The 16,642-nt window shown below is 41.7% G+C and carries 20 protein-coding genes; 19 read left to right on the forward strand and 1 reads right to left on the reverse strand.

All coding sequences use genetic code 11. The features are described 5' to 3' along the window. Positions 1–8 precede the first annotated feature (8 nt). The 15 genes from LOR49_RS00070 (at position 9) to LOR49_RS00140 (ending at position 13,033) form a co-directional block, all read left to right on the forward strand. Complete coding sequence (locus LOR49_RS00070) at positions 9–1,649, forward strand: helicase-associated domain-containing protein (RefSeq protein WP_240373961.1); 1,641 nt, start codon at positions 9–11, stop codon at positions 1,647–1,649. Continuing rightward, on the forward strand, positions 1,639–2,751 hold the full coding sequence (locus LOR49_RS00075; protein WP_240373962.1) for a hypothetical protein: 1,113 nt from the start codon (positions 1,639–1,641) through the stop codon (positions 2,749–2,751). Before LOR49_RS00070 ends, LOR49_RS00075 begins: the two co-directional genes overlap by 11 nt. A 503-nt stretch (positions 2,752–3,254) precedes the next feature. Continuing rightward, positions 3,255–4,475 (forward strand): MFS transporter, encoded by a 1,221-nt coding sequence (locus tag LOR49_RS00080; RefSeq protein WP_240373963.1) that lies wholly within the window; start codon positions 3,255–3,257, stop codon positions 4,473–4,475. Between the two features lie 757 nt (positions 4,476–5,232). After that, a complete protein-coding gene (locus LOR49_RS00085) occupies positions 5,233–5,691 on the forward strand; it encodes a hypothetical protein (protein ID WP_240373964.1) in 459 nt (152 codons plus the stop codon). 5 nt (positions 5,692–5,696) lie between these two features. After that, a complete protein-coding gene (locus tag LOR49_RS00090) occupies positions 5,697–6,719 on the forward strand; it encodes a type II TA system antitoxin MqsA family protein (RefSeq protein WP_240373965.1) in 1,023 nt (340 codons plus the stop codon). Between the two features lie 950 nt (positions 6,720–7,669). Beyond that, positions 7,670–7,885 carry a helix-turn-helix transcriptional regulator gene (locus LOR49_RS00095; RefSeq protein ID WP_240373966.1) on the forward strand — a complete coding sequence of 72 codons (216 nt, stop codon included), beginning with the start codon at positions 7,670–7,672 and terminating at the stop codon, positions 7,883–7,885. 179 nt (positions 7,886–8,064) lie between these two features. Further along, positions 8,065–8,499 carry a hypothetical protein gene (locus LOR49_RS00100; protein ID WP_240373967.1) on the forward strand — a complete coding sequence of 145 codons (435 nt, stop codon included), beginning with the start codon at positions 8,065–8,067 and terminating at the stop codon, positions 8,497–8,499. A 25-nt stretch (positions 8,500–8,524) separates the two neighbouring features. Further along, positions 8,525–9,382 carry an ATP-binding protein gene (locus LOR49_RS00105; RefSeq protein WP_240373968.1) on the forward strand — a complete coding sequence of 286 codons (858 nt, stop codon included), beginning with the start codon at positions 8,525–8,527 and terminating at the stop codon, positions 9,380–9,382. Further along, positions 9,369–10,058, forward strand: a complete 690-nt coding sequence (locus LOR49_RS00110; RefSeq protein WP_240373969.1) for an N-acetylmuramoyl-L-alanine amidase family protein — start codon at positions 9,369–9,371, stop codon at positions 10,056–10,058. The genes LOR49_RS00105 and LOR49_RS00110 overlap by 14 nt, the downstream gene beginning before the upstream one ends. 897 nt (positions 10,059–10,955) lie before the next feature. Then, positions 10,956–11,291 (forward strand): hypothetical protein, encoded by a 336-nt coding sequence (locus LOR49_RS00115; protein ID WP_240373970.1) that lies wholly within the window; start codon positions 10,956–10,958, stop codon positions 11,289–11,291. Positions 11,292–11,501: 210 nt separating this feature from the next. Next, the gene (locus tag LOR49_RS00120; protein WP_240373971.1) at positions 11,502–11,702 is read left to right on the forward strand and encodes a DUF1659 domain-containing protein; all 201 of its coding nucleotides are present in this window, start codon (positions 11,502–11,504) and stop codon (positions 11,700–11,702) included. 68 nt (positions 11,703–11,770) lie between these two features. Then, positions 11,771–11,911, forward strand: a complete 141-nt coding sequence (locus LOR49_RS00125; protein ID WP_240373972.1) for a hypothetical protein — start codon at positions 11,771–11,773, stop codon at positions 11,909–11,911. Continuing rightward, a complete protein-coding gene (locus tag LOR49_RS00130) occupies positions 11,901–12,122 on the forward strand; it encodes a DUF2922 domain-containing protein (RefSeq protein ID WP_240373973.1) in 222 nt (73 codons plus the stop codon). The genes LOR49_RS00125 and LOR49_RS00130 overlap by 11 nt, the downstream gene beginning before the upstream one ends. A gap of 64 nt (positions 12,123–12,186) precedes the next feature. After that, complete coding sequence (locus LOR49_RS00135; protein WP_240373974.1) at positions 12,187–12,372, forward strand: YvrJ family protein; 186 nt, start codon at positions 12,187–12,189, stop codon at positions 12,370–12,372. Positions 12,373–12,706: 334 nt separating this feature from the next. Continuing rightward, positions 12,707–13,033: a helix-turn-helix domain-containing protein gene (locus tag LOR49_RS00140; protein ID WP_240373975.1), complete on the forward strand. Its 327-nt coding sequence runs from the start codon at positions 12,707–12,709 to the stop codon at positions 13,031–13,033. A 91-nt stretch (positions 13,034–13,124) separates the two neighbouring features. Here the strand turns inward: LOR49_RS00140 and LOR49_RS00145 are convergent, their stop codons facing one another. Continuing rightward, complete coding sequence (locus LOR49_RS00145; RefSeq protein WP_240373976.1) at positions 13,125–13,472, reverse strand: helix-turn-helix domain-containing protein; 348 nt, start codon at positions 13,470–13,472, stop codon at positions 13,125–13,127. Positions 13,473–13,708: 236 nt separating this feature from the next. Between LOR49_RS00145 and LOR49_RS00150 the strand changes: the two genes are divergently transcribed. The 4 genes from LOR49_RS00150 (at position 13,709) to LOR49_RS00165 (ending at position 16,596) form a co-directional block, all read left to right on the forward strand. Further along, positions 13,709–14,263, forward strand: coding sequence for a signal peptidase I (locus LOR49_RS00150; protein WP_240373977.1), 555 nt, complete (start codon positions 13,709–13,711; stop codon positions 14,261–14,263). A 139-nt stretch (positions 14,264–14,402) separates the two neighbouring features. Further along, positions 14,403–15,044, forward strand: a complete 642-nt coding sequence (locus LOR49_RS00155) for a TasA family protein (protein ID WP_240373978.1) — start codon at positions 14,403–14,405, stop codon at positions 15,042–15,044. An 84-nt stretch (positions 15,045–15,128) separates the two neighbouring features. Beyond that, the gene (locus LOR49_RS00160) at positions 15,129–16,067 is read left to right on the forward strand and encodes a hypothetical protein (protein WP_240373979.1); all 939 of its coding nucleotides are present in this window, start codon (positions 15,129–15,131) and stop codon (positions 16,065–16,067) included. Further along, positions 16,054–16,596 carry a signal peptidase I gene (locus LOR49_RS00165; RefSeq protein WP_240373980.1) on the forward strand — a complete coding sequence of 181 codons (543 nt, stop codon included), beginning with the start codon at positions 16,054–16,056 and terminating at the stop codon, positions 16,594–16,596. Before LOR49_RS00160 ends, LOR49_RS00165 begins: the two co-directional genes overlap by 14 nt. Positions 16,597–16,642 lie beyond the last annotated feature (46 nt).

The following is a 16,642-nucleotide window of genomic DNA, read 5'->3' on the forward strand; positions in this document are numbered from 1 at the left end:
GTGGTGAAATGTATATGAAGCCATTAGTTATTCACCCAGAGAGTAGGAATATTTACGTTTTGGAAGCACTAGATAAAGAGGGGAATGTTGGTCAACAGTTGATAGAGTTTGCAGACTTAATCCAAGCGCCAGAACAAGTTCATACATATGCCTTAACTCCTTATGCCCTATGGACGGCAAAGGCGAAAGGGATAGATCCAGAGTATATTATTAGTTTTTTAGAGCAACATTCTCAAAATATAGTACCTGAATGGTTTCAGACGGTTATTAAAAAAAATATGAACCACTTTGGAGCATTACAATTTTCAATGAAAGATGATAGTTTGCTATTAAAGGCAAGAACGGAAGATTTAATAAACGAAATTAAAGCTATTGAAGGGATTCATAGTAAAACTATAGGATACCCAGATTCTAAGACTTTATTGTTTAGAGCTCGTTACAGAAAAGAGATCAAGAAACTACTTTTCGAACATGAATTATTTGCTAAGGATATTGTTTATGAAATTGGTGAGGAAGTAGATATCACATGCACTGAAAATCAACTACTGGACTACCAGCTTGAGGCTGTTAACTCATATTTAACTTATAGTCACCAAGCTGGTGGAAGCGGAACAATAATGATGCCTCCAAACTCTGGGAAAATCATAGTGGGAATTAAAATTATTGAGGAATTAAAAACATCTACACTCATTATTACTGAAGATAGACACAGGGCAGAAAAATGGAAGAATGAAATTATCGAAAAAACAGATCTTGCTAAGAGTAACATCACACTCTTTAGTAAGGAAGATACAAAATTAAAGCCAATTACAATAGGAACATACGAAACTTTCGCTAAGCATGTAGATAATTTGGAAGGATTTGGATTTATAATTTATGATGATGCCCATAACCTTCCTACACCGACGCATGAAAAAACAGCTGATATTCAAGCAAAAAATAAATTAGCTTTAGCTTCAACTCTTGCAAGGTCTGATGGTAATGGTTATTTTGTTTTAGCATTAATTGGACCAAGGTGGTATGAAGTGCTGTATCGGACGTTAGTAAATCAAGGCCACCAAGTTCCGGTAAGGTGCATAGAAATCAAAGTTCCTTTACCTAAGAAAGAATGGCGCGAATACGTGGCAAGAGACCGCAAAAAATCAGTGACTCCGGACACATTAAATTCTAATAAGTACAAGGCACTATCTATTTTATTAAAAAAAGAGAAGGCAAAGCGGTTACTTGTTGTTTCTTTTTTCACTGAGGTCACTTCGAAATGTAGTGAATTATTTGAAATTGAAACATTGTCAACTCAGTTAGATGAAGAACAGCGTAAATATCTCATAAATGCATTTAACGAAAGAAAAATTAATAAATTAATATCTCCTTCAAAACTAATTGAAAATATGCCCTTCGAAATGGTTGAAGTAATGATTGCATTATCTCATCAACAGGGATCAGAAAGAGAGGAATACCTCAGATTGGGTAAGCTATTGCCAGCAGAAGAATGGAAAGAAGAAGCGGTATTATACTCGCTAGTTTCATTAAATACGGATGAAGAAAGGTATTATTCGAGAAGAAGACGAAGGCTTGTTAATTTTGGATTTCAATATAGAATTCTTACATTCGAGGAAGTAATAAATAGGGGGGAATTTTTTGAATCATAAAGAAGCCCTTTCACAATTAAGTTACGAACAATTAAATACAATACTCAACAAATTAAAAATAGAACCATTCAAAGGTGCCAGGAAGACATGGATTGCTAAAGATATAGCAGCATTTTATCAAGATACACAAAAGTTTCACCGAATTATTCCCTTCCTTGGTGATAGAACAATAAATGATTTACTTTTATTTGCACATATTAACAAGCCATTAAATGATGAACAAGTACAGTTATTAAACGATTATGGCATATTGATTGAGGGGGAACTTACAGGTGATTTAAAGGATCGTTTAATTCGCTGGTCAAGGTCAATGTTTGTAAAAACCTTCCCGTTAAAAAGTGAAGAAACTCAACATAGCTTTTTCTTACAATGCATTTTATTACTTCATTATTTTGAAAGAGAGAATTCAGTAAAGATAACGCAGAGAAAAAATGATAACAATACTCGTCTTCTAACAGAAGAACTGTTTATGGATAAAGAAACAATTTGGAAGGCAATAAATGCATTAGTCGTGTCTGGGTTGGTACTAAAAACAAAAAATTTGTATGAACTTAATATTTCAAAATTCACTAAATGGAAAAAGGAGCCGATAAATACAGTATTAGAATCATTTTACGAGGAGCAAACGATAAGTCGAGTTTTATTATTTTTGGAGAAAGTTTCGGAGTATCAACAAACTCCTGAAGAGTGGGTTGATATTACGGTTATTTCAAATACATCCGTTGAATTTGACCAAGCAAGACAATTGGGATTAATCCAGGTTCATAAAGATTCAGGAAAGACATATATACAACTAATGCCAGAGAGTTGGTATATTACAAAAGAACAATTTCATCCGTTATGGAAAAAAGAATCAATTTTAATATCTGCATCATTTGAAATTTTTGTACCTTACCATTTTGACCCATTTATATTATTTGAACTGTTGCCAGTATGCAGGATGAAAGATTCACATTACTTTTTGGTACTCGATATTGATGTGGAGAAGGCAAAGAATAATAAAAAAGCATTAAAAGAATTTTATTATACGTTAGTCGGATGCTCTTCAGCCATTCCTGACGTAGTCGATTACGAACTTAAAACCGCAATTGCTGAATTGTAAGAGAAATGCATAGCAGAAGTATAAAAAAGCTGTAAAGCAACCCGCTGAAAGTGTAACTGCTAGACTAAACTTAGCCAGTTACCGGTTGATAGAATTGAACACTTTTTTCTAGAATATACTCCGCTTCGATAAGCTATTATATGGCGAAGATATAATGAAAGAATCCACTTCAAGGCTGATACAGGCCTCTTGGGGGTTCTTTTTTTAGTTAACTGCATACAAAGTTTGTTAAAATAAAACTAGTGGAGTTCATTACATTAGTACTTAATTGGATGATAATCAATTTAACAAAACTCTAAAATAATTATGGACTCGTTAATTGTAACGGAAGGCGGCGACTCCGACGGGAAAAGCAACAGCCGAAAATCCCGCAGGAAGCGAACTTTGCTTCCGAGGAAGTTGAGGCGTTGCCCGCGGAAAGCGTCCGCCTGCAGTGAAAATCAACCACTATGCTTAAGTAAATGACCTCTATCGTACGAGGAGTGATGGGAGATGGGTACGACATGTCGGCAATAAGAGAAAGAGAAAAAGAAGTAGTTGGAAATAGCAGGGCTTTTCAAGGGGTTGCCTATGCGTTTATCGTCGTGATGCTAGGAACCACACTGCCAACGCCGCTATATCCCGTCTACGCGAATACATATAGCTTGTCACCGTTGATGATCACGATTATTTATGCGTTTTACGCGATCGGCGTGATTGCAGCACTGCTCTTGTTCGGGCATCTTTCCGACCGCATGGGACGACGGTATATTTTGATTCCCGGTGTCCTGGCGTCTGCCCTCAGTTCGCTTGTGTTTTTGTTTTCGGGTAGTCTCTTTCCTTTATTTGTGGGACGGGTGTTGTCTGGTTTATCGGCGGGGCTGTTCACGAGTACGGCAACCGCCACGTTGGTTAATCTAGCGCCCGTTTCGAAGCAGGGGAAAGCGTCGATGATTGCAAGTACGGTTAATATGCTGGGGTTAGGGCTGGGACCGCTTGTTGGAGGACTTCTCGCCGAGTATCTGCCGTCTCCCATGCGTCTCGTTTTTATCATGCATCTTGTCATCCTTGTGCCGGCGTTCCTGGCGATTTGGTATATGCCGGAACCGGTGAAACAGCGGCAAAAGCTGAAATGGACAGTTCAGAAATTGCGGGTTCCGCCGGAAGTGCGCGCCACTTTTATTCGTGGCGTTATTCCAGTGTTTGCAGGGTTTTCGATGCTTGGATTGTTTACGGCCGTGTCGCCCTCCTTTCTGCAAAAAGTGCTGCACGTTGAGAATAAGGCCATTTTAGGGGTGATTGTGTTTTCAAGTTTTTGTGCGTCTGCAGCCGGGCAGTCGCTGTTACGAAAGGCGTCCAACCAGCTGGTGCTGAAGTTAGGTTCTGCCGTTTTAGTCATTGGCATTAGTTTGGTAGGGCTTGCCCTGCATACGCATTCCTTACTTGTGTTACTGGGTGGGGCGATTGTTTCCGGAGTTGGCCAAGCCTTTAGTTTTCGTGCCGGACTTGCTTCGGTCAATGCCAAAACAGCTGCCCATGAACGCGGAGAGGTAGCCTCCAGTTTTTTCATCGTCGCGTATGTAGCCATCTCCCTTCCCGTCATTGGCGTCGGCTTGCTTGCGAAGGCGACAGGAATCCAAACAGCCGGCATCGTTTTTAGCATCGTCATCGCGCTCCTCGCCCTCCTTGCCCTCATCCTATCCCTCCTCGCCAGCCGGGCTAGTAAACACACGCTCGGATCGTAACGCGAGGTGCCTTCTGGGCGATGATGTTGCCCTTTTCCCCGCAATAAAGCACCCATAAGACCAAAAACCACCCAACCCCACAGAAAACCGGTCTTATGGAGCGTTCATAAGACCAATATTAGCTAGAAAAGCAGGCGAAATGGTCTTTTGGACAAGCCAAAAGACCAAAAACCAGGAGAACGATCGTCAATCTGGTCTTATGGAGGCGTCAAAAGACCAAACCCCACTTGTTTATCTAATAAAGCGGTCTTATGAAGCTCCCAAAAGACCAAAAATTGCCAGAAACCAAGACAAAAAGGTCTTGTGGAGCGTCCACAAGACCAATATTAGCTAGAAAAGCAGGCGAAATGGTCTTATGGACAAGCCAAAAGACCAAAAACCAGGAGAATGATCGTCAATCTAGTCTTATGGAGGCGTCAAAAGACCAAACCCCACTTGTTTATCTAGTAAAGCGGTCTTATGAAGCTCCCAAAAGACCAAAAATTGCTAGAAACCAAGACAAAAAGGTCTTATGGAGCGTCCATAAGACCAATATTAGCTAGAAAAGGAGATAAAGAGGTCTCATGAATGAATCATAAGACCAAGAAAAACACAAAAACGGAGTTATCTGACGGTGGAATATTGTTATGTCAGTTGTATTTGAACATTATTTTATGTGATAACCTGCATTGTAATTTTATATAGGGTATATGTTGTCATAATAGGAATCAATTGATACCAAAAACGTTGCTAATGGATATTAGGAGTGTTATAATAAATGAACAAAAAGTCAAGACTAAGTAAACGGATTGAAGATAAATTTGAAGTTGAAACATATTTAGACCGGTTAAAATACGCTATAGAGAGCGGTTCAGTAAAAATTAACTTTCAAAAAAATCGAAGAGTGGATGAGACAAGAGACAGAAAGTATACCAACAGATATACAATGGCCTATTTGTTTCCTGATGAGGATGAAATTGAAGCTTTAAAAAGAGAACTTTCACTTTTAACAGTTGAAGATTACATGGAAACCGTAAAGGATCTCAGATTCCCCAGTTATTCAGAGATGCGAGTATTTGGAAAGGAATATGTTAATGAGGACGTTTATATAAAAATCAGAGTGGAACTACTAAATATTACGCATGCTGCGGGTGATGGCTTTATTTTAGTTATGTCCTTTCATTTCGCAGAGATTCCATTGAAAGAAGATGACTTTCCTTATAGAAAGTTGAGGTGAGTATAATGAAAATATTAAAAAGTGAAAAGAAGCTTTGCCTGCTTTGTATGGAAGAGCATGTAGTTGAAACTGTTGAAGTGACTGATCATGAGACTTTTAAAGGCGAAGAAGTTAGCTTTACCGCTCAATATGAGTATTGTTCAGCTACGGAAGATTTTCTAGAGTCGGAAGAAATGATAAAAGCGAATAGTTTAGCGATGAAAGATGCATACCGGGAAAGATTAGGGTTGTTAACCTCTAGTGAGCTCCATGATATTAGGAAGAAATATGATATTAGCCAAAAAGACTTTTCTGAAGTCTTAGGTTGGGGAAGAGCAACCATTACAAGGTATGAAAATCATCAAGTCCAAGATCGTGCTCATGATGATGTATTAAGGAAAATTAGCTCCGATCCAAAGTGGCTTATAGAAAAATTACATGAAGCTAAGGAACAAGATAAAATATCGGAAAAAGCATATGTGAAGTCATTGCATAAAGCAAAGGAACAGTATAAAAAAAAGAAAAATCAATACCTTATAGATTCAATTTACGCTAGTTATGCGAATTATGAAGACCCACTAATCAGGGGGAATGCAGACCTCAATTTAAAAAAAGTTGTTGAAATGATTAATTATCTTTCAGAAAAGGTAAACAACCTTCACAAAGTAAAGCTTATGAAAATGCTTTGGTATTCGGATATAGTACACTTTAAGAGGCAAGAAAAATCAATTAGTGGTCTTGTCTATAATGCCCGTCGAATGGGGGCTGTTCCTGAGGGTTACGACCAAATCGTGTTATTAGATGGTGTTCAGTTTGATACCGTTCAGTACGGTGAAAATATTGGGTATAAGTTTAACCCATCCCCAGGGTTTCAAATTACAGAGTTAACAGAAGAGGAAATACAAACACTGGACGATGTAATTTCAGAGGTTGGCAGTTTAACTACCGATGAGATTGTTCATAAGATGCATGAAGAAGAAGCATATAAGCATACAGTAAGTAATAGTCCTATATCCTATTCGTTTGCAAAGGATGTAACAATCGATTAGTAAGAGTCAGAGCATGAGTTTTTTATCTGCCCCTATCTATAGAAAAACCAGCCAATTGATGTTTGAAATGTTTGAAATTTAATCCATCACTAAATAAATGGTGACCGGCATTGTTTTTAGCCCTTTTCCCCGCAATAAAACACCCATAAGACCGAAAACCACCCGCCCCCACAGGAAACCGGTCTTATGGAGGCGTCAAAAGACCAAACCCCACTTGTTTATCTAGTAAAGCGGTCTTATGAAGCTCCCAAAAGACCAAAAATTGCTAGAAACCAAGACAAAAAGGTCTTGTGGAGCGTCCACAAGACCAATATTAGCTAGAAAAGCAGGCGAAATGGTCTTTTGGACAAGCCAAAAGACCAAAAACCAGGAGAACGATCGCCAATCTGGTCTTATGCAGGCGTCAAAAGACCAAAAACCGGGGGAAGGCTTAGCATCTTTTCACATTATCGAATAATGTGAAAAGATGCTTGTTTATTTTGAGTGATAAGTCATAAAACTGGGAGCCATTCGGGCGGAAACGGGCGGCACATCACGTTCCATTTATTGGTAAAAGAGAGGGGCTGTCTCCCTTTTACTGGAAATTTTTCACGTAAATTTTATAGTCCTTAAGATACATTTTATCATTAGCGGTCATATGTTCGCTTTACGAGCTTTTTCCTTTTTCTGTTAATTCTGGACTTCTCCGTTTACCTGATAAAACACCTCGGAGCGGGCGCTGGAAGCGCTTGTTGCTTATTAGTTTTTTGACAATTCTTCTGTTTTCACCCTACCTTTTTCCAGATGATTTTTTGTCGTTTTTTTCCTTTGAAAATAGGTAGGACTTTATATTCACATACGATAGTATCTCTTTTAGTAATAAAAATTTTCAAAAAATAAGGATTGATTTTCTGCAAGACTATTATATGATACAAGTGTACACAAAATGTGCTAGGGAGGAGGTAGTGGGGATGGATTTGCGGAATCTTCGGCTGATTGATTTGCGTAACAAACATGAATTGACGCAAACGGAGCTGGGGCGCCTTGTTGGCCTATCTCAAAGTATGATCGCGCATATTGAAGGAGGAACAAAAGAACCAAGAAGCAAGTACAAGGTCAAGCTCGCCGAGTACTTTGGTGTGACAGTCGAATGGTTGTTTTATGCGAATTACAGAAAGTGGGCTTAGTTTTTACAGGGTTGTTACCAAGACAGCATGATGCTATTACTCCTCGTAACGTACATATGGCTTTTAGACAGCATGGTTTTTTCTCCCCGGTGTACGTAAAAATTTCTTAATTTTTTGTCTATTTTTCTTTTTTACTATAGCTTTTTAGCAACTTATCAAAATTGAAAAGGGGCCGGAACATGAATTACTTAAAAATGATTAACGCCTTTTACAACCGTTTGGAAACGGAGCCATTGACGGCGAGCGCGATTTCGGTGTGGCACGCGCTGATGCAAATCAACAACCGGGCGGGCTGGCCGCCGCAGTTCGCAGCATCGGCGCCGCTGATTTATCAGAAAGCGGGAGTGACGGAACGAAGTTTTTACAATGCGCGCAATGACTTGGAGAATAAGGGGTATATCGAGGTGGAGCAACGGTCTGGACGTCAGATGGCACTCTATTCCATGCATGCTTTTTCCGACTATTTTGCAGGCAACGTTTCAGGCAACGTTTCAGACAATGTTTCAGACAATGTTTCAGACAATGTTTCAGACAACGTTTCCCCCTTATTTAAACAAAATAAAACAAGACAAAACAAAACGAAACAAATAAATAATTCGTATCAATTTTACTGATATGGCGTAGAAAGGGGGAAGTTTCATGACAAAACGAATTCGTCATCAACCGTATTCCAGAAGTGTTTCGGCTACTGCGGTGATTGTTCGCCGGTATACGTGTTCGGGCTGTGAGGAGCCTGTTGTCGTGAAAAGTATCGTGATGCCATTTGGACCAGCGAAAGGGGAGCGCCAGGAGCTTGACTGCGGCTGTCGCTGTCCCGATCCGGAGCTGGAGAAAAGTGTGCGGCGCAATCAACAAGCACGGAAGAAACAACGTTCGTTGGATTTATTTGCGGAGGAGAGCCTGGTGAATGCAGATATGACAAGGTGCACATTCGATAACTACGTGCCGCGTCACCAGTCGCAGGCCGATGCTAAAAAAAACACCATCTTGTATACTCGCACTTTTTCGCTTGCGGAGCCGAGGAATTTGCTTATGACCGGCTCCTATGGGCTTGGGAAGTCGCATCTCGCCATGGCTTGTGCCCATTCCCTGCTGGAGCGGGGCTATTCGGCCATTTTTATCAACGTGACGAAGCTCTTGACGAGGCTGAAGGCGACGTACGGGAAGAAAGGCGGTCGGGGGGAAGCGGATATTCTCGCTATTTTGGAACAGGTGGACTGCTTGGTCTTGGACGATATCGGCGCGGAACACGGCACGGAACAAAGCGGAAGTTGGAGCATGTCGAAGGTGTTTGAGGTGGTGGACAGCCGCCTCGGAAAGCACACGATTTTTACTACGAATTTGGACGGGCGCGAATTGTCGCGGAAGGCAGGTCCGCGCACGTTTTCGCGGATGATGCAGGAAACGGAAGTCGTGCCGGTCTTCGGAGAGGATTACCGCCTCGAACGTTACCGAAACCAACAGCGAAAGGATGGAAAATATAATGTCAACCACTAAAATTATGATCGATCCCGGCCACGGCGGCAAAGACCCGGGAGCTGTGTCGGCGGGGGTGGAAGAAAAACAACTGACACTCACGATTGCGCGCCATATCGCGGAGCAGCTGAAGCGTATTCACGGGCTGGACGTCCGCCTGACACGAGACACGGATACGTACCTCTCGCTTACCGAACGGATTCGGCTGGCGAACAGTTGGAAGGCGGACTACTTTTTGTCGATTCACATCAATGCCGGCGGCGGGAGCGGCTTTGAGTCGTTCATCTATCCGAAAGCAGGACCGCACACGGCCATCTACCAATCCGCGATTCATCAGCACGTCGCCGTTGCGGCAGGGAGAGGCGACCGGGGCATGAAACAAGCGAACTTTGCCGTCCTGCGAGAGACGAAAATGCCGGCTCTGCTCACAGAAAATTTATTTATCGACCACCTGGTGGACAGCCGCATACTCGGCAGTCCCGCCATGTTAAAGCGGATCGCCGCCAGTCACGTCAACGGCTTCAAACGATTGCTGAAACTCGGGGATGCTGCGGTGGGTTCCGCACCCGCCACCCGCACCTACCGCGTCCTCATCAACGGCAAACAAATCGGCGCCTATGCCGAGAAAGACAACGTCTACAACCAAGTGAAAAAACACCTCGGAACCAACACACACATTGAAATAAAGCCGGTGTAGGAATGGTGCTGTACAATATTACCCTACACCCGTATTGTGTTTCCGATCATTGACGTCATGAAAATTGGTGTTTGTGGAAATAGCGACGTCATAGGGGTTGTATGAAGTATTGAAAAGGTTTGTTGGCGAAAATAACAGCATCATAGAGGAGGTATGGAGTCGTGAAAAGCAGCATTGGCAGAAATAACGACTTCATAGAGAGTGTATGAGGTACTGAAAATGAGTGATGTTGAAAATAGCAACGTCATAGAGGGTGTATGAAGTCATGAAAAGCAGCAATAGTAGAAATAACAACGCTATAGAGAGTGTATGAAGCCATGAAAACGAATGAAGTTGAAAATAGCGACGCCATAGGGGTTGTATGAGTTATTGAAAAGGACTGTTGGCGAAAATAACAACGTCATAGAGGGTGTATGAAGTCATGAAAAGCAGCAATAGTAGAAATAACAACGCCATAGAGAGTGTATGAAACCATGAAAACGAATGAAGTTGGAAATAGCGACGCCATGGGGGTTGTATGAGTTATTGAAAAGGACTGTTGGCGAAAATAACAGCATCATAGAGGGTGTATGAAGTCATGAAAAGCAGCAATAGTAGAAATAACAACGCCATAGAGAGTGTATGAAGCCATGAAGATGAATGAAGTTGAAAATAGCGACGTCATAGGGGTTGTATGAGGTATTGAAAAGGGCTGTTGGCGAAAATAACAGCGTCATAGAGAGTGTATGAAGCCATGAAAACGAATGAAGTTGAAAATAGCGACACCATAGAGGGTGTATGAAGTAGTGAAAAGCACTGAACGTGAAAACAACGACGTCATAGCGCCGTCACGGGGATTCAGACGAGTGGTATCCGCGATTTTAAAAAACAGAGGAGCGATAGATGATGAGAGCGTCTATGTTAAAAGCAAGTATCAAAAAGATTGAAATCATGAATGTGACAAAGAAAGAGGAGTGGCACCAGTCCGTCCGCGTGATTCTCGGCGACATCGAGCTCAACAACGACAACTTTATCGCGCTGCGCAAATTCCGGCCCGACGAGATCGTGCATGTCTCAATCGAATCCGCACAGCGGGACGCGCCACCAGCGCAACTAAACGAACAACAAGCGGACGACATGCTCTTGGACAGTCCCACAGCCCCTGTCTATGACCTGAAAGATGAAGACCTTATTGAAGAAGGCGAGACCCGTTTAGGTGAAGGCGACGTCGTGGAAGAGGAGTTTCCCCTTTGACTATCTGCACAATCACGCCTTTTTAATAACTATTGGTAATATTCTTAAAACTATATTGACTATTTCATAACCTTAACATATACTCAAGGTAGCCGGTGGGGAGACCTATCGGCTTTTTTTATTCCCAATCGGAACCGACGCGTTTCACCGGCCCTGAATGCCTCGGTATTGGGGGAATAAACGACTATCTTGGGAAAGGAGGTGACCAATATGGCTACCAAAGAGACGTATGCAGCCCGCTTAAACTTGACGTTTGACATGGGTTTGGACGATGACGGAAAAACGATGACACGCCGGAGCGGTTATCCGTGTAAAATCGATGCGCTCCACGCAGTAGGCGCCGCCTTCTCGACGCTTACCGATAACCCGATCATCAACGTGTCCCTCACCGAAAACAGCAACATTTTTTAGGGGTAATAGTATGGAAAGATAATGTTTGGATGAAGGAAGCGGGCACCGACCAGCCAAGAGGAGCCTCGATGGACGAAGCAAGATGGGGAAGCTGGGACGGTGCTCGAGCATACAAGAAGTGGGGAAAGCGACCAATTGTTATGCGACAGATAACCGTTACTAAGTACAAAACAAAATATATAAAAAGAGGGGAAAACCATGCCAGCTAAAACGTTAGAAATGCGATTTTTAAATGAAGAGAAGCGAATTGTCACGATTCGTCTACCGGAACCGAAAGAGAATTTGACCTCGCAGGAAGTATCTGCTGCGATGGATGAAATGCTTACACATTCCGTTTTTTCCGGCAGTGCTAGTGTGTTGGAAACGAAGGAAGGAGCGCGGATTGTCTCCCGTGCGGTGGAGCCGATTCCGTTAGCGTAAGTCGAACAAAGACAGGCAGCCAACGCACGCGGCTGCCTTCTTTTCTAACAAGGGGGTGAAAACGTTGGAAGAACTGATCGCGCTCATATCGAACGTCGGGTTCCCGATCGCTGTTGCGTCCTACCTGCTCATCCGGCTTGAACCAATCGTGAAGGACCTGCAAGCGTCTATATCCGGCCTGACAGTCGTGATAGGCAAACAAAACGAAGCCACCACACAGCAAATCAGAGAACTCCTCGACACCAAATAAACGACAGCTCCCTCGTAAAAAAGGGGGCAACCTACATAAAAACAAAGCCAAAAGAACTGATTCTTTGTAGCTAGCAAGAAGACCACTTACAGATCTTATTGGAACGCAAAAAGCAACAAGGTTGTCCATGCTCGTAGTGCAAATGTCCCGCGTTTTCATACTCGTTTCAGTAGCAAAAGAAATGGGGTTGAATACGTATACAAATGTGCTACATTGCTTTTCTTTTTTAGCGCAAACTTTTTCATGTAAAGAATAATTGTTCTTTCTACCATGCATTCGTTCTATGTTATAATCATAAAAAAACAGTACATCGAATAAAGGAGATCGTATTCTCATGATTGGTGACCGTATAAAGGAGTATCGTAAGCAAAGAGAGCTGTCCTTAACGGAGCTTGCTGAAAGAGCTGATGTTGCGAAGTCCTACTTAAGTGCAATTGAACGAAATTTACAGATAAACCCCTCGATTCAATTTCTTGAAAAAATATCGAAAGTCTTACATGTCCCAATAGATGTGTTAATAAATGAGGAAGCGGAAAGCGATGATAAGGAATTAGATGATGATTGGTTGGCGATTGTACAAGAAGCAATGAATTCGGGTGTTTCCAAAGAGCAGTTTAAAGAGTTTTTGGAGTTTTACAAATGGCGGTCTAAAAATCAATAGGGATTATGGAACACTTTTTTTATGTCGTGATACGTAAAAGAAGTGTTTTTTTTATGTCGGTTGTGTTCTTTTACCCGTGCCCTTCGGCTTGCTACTCATCCTGCTTCTCTCTCCCTTTTGTATACTTGATATACTCACTAAATTCTTTGAATTGTTCTTTACTAAGGCCGGACGCAATCGCTTCCGTTACCAATTTCCTCCAAGCCTCGTCCAATGGATCGGCCTGTTTTCCCTTTCCTAGCGAAGTTTCCATGATCAGTTCCTCAATGGATACATCTAAAACGGCCGCTATTTTTTTTAAGACGTCAATGGATGGATTTTTCTTTATGTCTCTTTCCATGTCACTGATATATGACTTTGATAAGTTAGCTCTTCTGGATAATTCACTCAGGGAGAGCCCTTTTTTTCTCCGGTACCTTTTTATTTTTTCACCGAGCATAGTTCCCCTCCCTCCCTAACTCCAAATACGTAACCAAGATTATAGTTCATTATATAAAAAAAAAAATTAATGTAAAAAAACGAAAAAGAGAGAAAACAAGAGAATATACGTTATAAAGAACAGCTATTGTTCGATATATGGAAAAAAGAGACTATTTTCGAGTTTTGAAAATAATCTTGTGCGATATATACTGTGTTCATATTCTTTAAAACGAACAAAAGAGACGGGGTGGAGGCTTGGTAAAGCGATTCGGTCATTTTATACTAAATAGTTTCCTAGTTTTGTTGTTTGTCCTGTTTCTAATCGGTGTGTTTTTTATTTATCAAGAAAAAGCAAACCCCGATCAAGTTCCGTCGATATTCGGTTATCATCCGTTAACAGTGTTATCAAACAGTATGCAGCCAGCTTTTTCAGCTGGGGACATGGTGTTAACGAAGGAAGTAGACCCAGAGACGATTGAACAAGGTGACATTATTACGTACAGAGATAAGCGTGATCAGATTATTACTCACCGAGTGATAGAAAAGGTAACAGAAGAAGAAACCGTGTTTCAAACGCAAGGAGACAACAATAATGTGGCAGATGATTATCAAGTGATGCCAGACCAAGTAATGGGTGTTGTTGACTTTACAATTCCGAAAGGAGGATACGTCGCCCAGTTTTTAGGAAGTCCACTGGGAATGGTCATTTTTATTGTGATACCGCTGTTCACTCTAGTAGGTATTACGGTATACGAAAAACTCGGGAAAACTGAAACGGATGTAAAGGACAAAAAACATTCTACTATGTAAAAACAACAACCATTTCTTACGGGGAATTTATTATACGAGGGAGGTGACCCAGTCTATGCATAACAGTTCGTAAACGTTGGTAGGAAACGAATGCAGGCAAGGATGGTCAAATGAAACAAATATGAAGGGGGATTTAATAATGAAGAAAACCAAAAAGGTACTTATTGCAACAACAATGGCTGGGGTATTGGCAGTGGGGGCAGGGTTTGGAACATTTTCTTGGTTCACAGCGAGTCAGGCTTCTTCTGAAGGACAAGTGGATGCTGGAACCTTATTACTAAACGATATTTCGGAGTACAGCGTGTTCAGCCATGAAAATATTCAGCCGATTGATCCAACCTTAAATCCTGAAATGATCGTGGAAGGTGATACGATCAACGTGCAAAATACGGGATCACTTGATATGGTTCCGCGCCTGAGGCTAGACGTAGAAGTCCGTGATGCCGACTGGAACCTTGCGCCGCAACTTACTGACGAGTATATGGTAACGATGAATTTTAAAAGAAATGACATGAACTGGGAAGAAAGCATTACGAAGCCCGTTTCGGCATTTTTGAGTAGAGATTTCATTGATCCAGCGTGGTTCCCGAGTGATGATGGTTTTATACATGAGTTAGGCGCTGGGGACAGCTTTGATGTTAGTTTTGATGTGTACCTAAATAAAGATGCCGGCAATGAATACCAAGGATCTCACCTTACTGGAAAGCTGATCGTTGAAGGGAAGCAAACAGTGGACGGTGCAGAATACGAGAACCAAACGCAAACCCCTCAACCTCAGTAAAAAGCTGACATATTTCATACAAAACAGCCGGCTTTTGGCTGTTTTGTATGCCTTACCTAAGAAACGCAGATGGGAGGTATGAAGTTGAAAGGATGGATGTCCCTCCTTGTAACCAGTGTCCTTCTTATCAGTATCGTGCTGAACGGGTTCGGGGCTTTCTCTTACTTTATTGATGACACAGCAAGTTCTGTCGGAAAGGTAAGGGCGTATATTCCAGCGGACGGTCTTCACATTAAGACGAAAGTAAATGGATGTAACATAACCGTTGATATTCGAAACAAAACACATGTGAACGTAAACGACATTACCATTCAAACCGCAGCCCAAGTAGTGGGACACACAGATGGTGATATCTCGTTATCCGGTCACGAAAGCACCTCCCGAACATTTAAAGCACCTGATCGAGAAGGAACATTTTGTCACAGACAGTCGCTTTCTTTTGATGTGACAGCTTTTGAAGGGGTTTTTTCTGATCAATCTCGAGTGGTTGTAAATAACCCTCCGCCTGATGAAGAGGAAGACAGTGAAACAGATTCAGAAGGAGAGGACAGCGATACGGAGAAAGACGGGGAGGATAACGAGAAACAAGGTGAAGAGGGTGACAATGCTGACACCAACGAGAACAGAGAAAAGAATGAGGGAAGCGATAAAAACGAGCCGAAAGACAAAAAGGACGATAGCAAAGAAGTAGAAAAAGAAACGCAGGACACCAATCCGAACACGAATAAAGAAGAGAGCGAAAATACAACGAAAGATAAGAGTACGGAAAAAACGAAACAAGAAAAAGATAAAAACATGAATACTAAAGAGGAGAGCACAAATACAGCTCCAGCTAATAGTACGGAAAAGGCAAAGCAAGAAAAGAATAAGAACACTTCCACACAGAAGCCAGAGAAAAAAGAGGAACCGAAGAAAAAACAAGATACAGATAAAAAGCCAAGCACAGAACAAAAGGCGCAGTCTAACAAGGAAAGTTCAGCACCCAGTCAAGGAAAAGCGGGAGACGGCAATGAAGCACCTTAAAAATTGGCTACCTGTCTTCTCGCTTTTTATTTTCTTATATGCCATGTTCTTTTTCGTATCCCATATCCAGCACCCGGAAAGGTTACCGAAAATGTTTGGATTTCAAGTTGTGAAGGTGCTGTCCGGAAGTATGGAACCGACTTTTTCCAAAGGGGATTTGTTGTTTTTAAAAGAAACAGGGGTAATCAAAACAGGATCCATCATTATGTTTGCTGCGGAAAACGGTGCGCTTGTTACGCACCGGGTAAGCAGCATGGCCGAAACAGGCTTTTATACAAAGGGCGACGCTAATCCAATCCAGGATGCTCACATTGTTACTTTTGATGCGGTGGTAGGAATATACGCATTTCACCTCCCTTTTGCTGGTGATGTGGTTCATTGGCTTGCAAGTAAGTACGGAATTGTATCATCGGCTGGTGTGTTACTATTGATTTTTTTATCCAGCTATTATGAAAAAACGATAAAAAAACTCTGTTTACGCAAAAAATATGTGCGTTACATGCCGACAGAAGTAGACAAAAGAGACTAACATGGGATTTTTTAATCGTTTTGTTCGTTATAAAGAATAAAAGAGC

Origin of the sequence: Bacillus piscicola, from assembly GCF_022458745.1 — a bacterium.
Lineage (GTDB): Bacteria > Bacillota > Bacilli > Bacillales > Marinococcaceae > Alteribacillus_A > Alteribacillus_A piscicola.